Annotated in this window: 1 protein-coding gene; it reads left to right on the plus strand. The window is 67.3% G+C overall.

Annotation, left to right across the window (positions count from 1 at the left end; all coding sequences use genetic code 11):
- Positions 1 to 29: 29 nt before the first annotated feature.
- A partial coding sequence (locus AC1DWF_RS37665) for an HAD family hydrolase (RefSeq protein ID WP_476843515.1) occupies positions 30 to 551 on the plus strand: 522 nt, incomplete at its 3' end.

A 551-nucleotide genomic window follows, 5' to 3' on the forward strand; every position in this document is an offset into this window, starting at 1 on the left:
AAGGCGCAGATCCTGCTCGCGAAGGCTGCATGATCCGCGCGGTCCTGTTCGATTGCGACGGCGTCCTGGCCGACAGCGAGGGTGTGGCCAATGGCGTCGTCGCCGAGGAACTCACGGCGCTGGGCTGGCGCATGAATGCCCACGAGGCGCAGCACGAATTCCTCGGCATGGCTTTGCCCGACATGGAGCCGAAGATCGAGGCTCGCATCGGCAAGCTGCCGAAAGGCTGGTCCAGGGAGCTTGGCCGGCGCATCGAGATCGGCTTGTCCACTGGGCTGCGCCCCATTCCCGGCGCGGAAGATGCCCTGRAGGCCGTCGAGGCGGCCGGATTGCCCATGGCGCTCTGCTCCAATTCCTCACGCGGCGAGCTGGCGGTGAAGATGCGCGTCCTGGGCTTCGCGCGTTATTTCCAGGGCCGAATCTTCAGCTTCGAGGATGTGGAGCTGCCCAAGCCCGCGCCTGACCTCTACCTCGCCGCTGCCGGAGCCTGCGGTGCGAGGCCAGAGAATTGCCTCGTGGTGGAGGATAGCGCCACCGGCGCTGCGGCCGGC

Source organism: Aminobacter sp. P4_D5, from assembly GCF_056401815.1.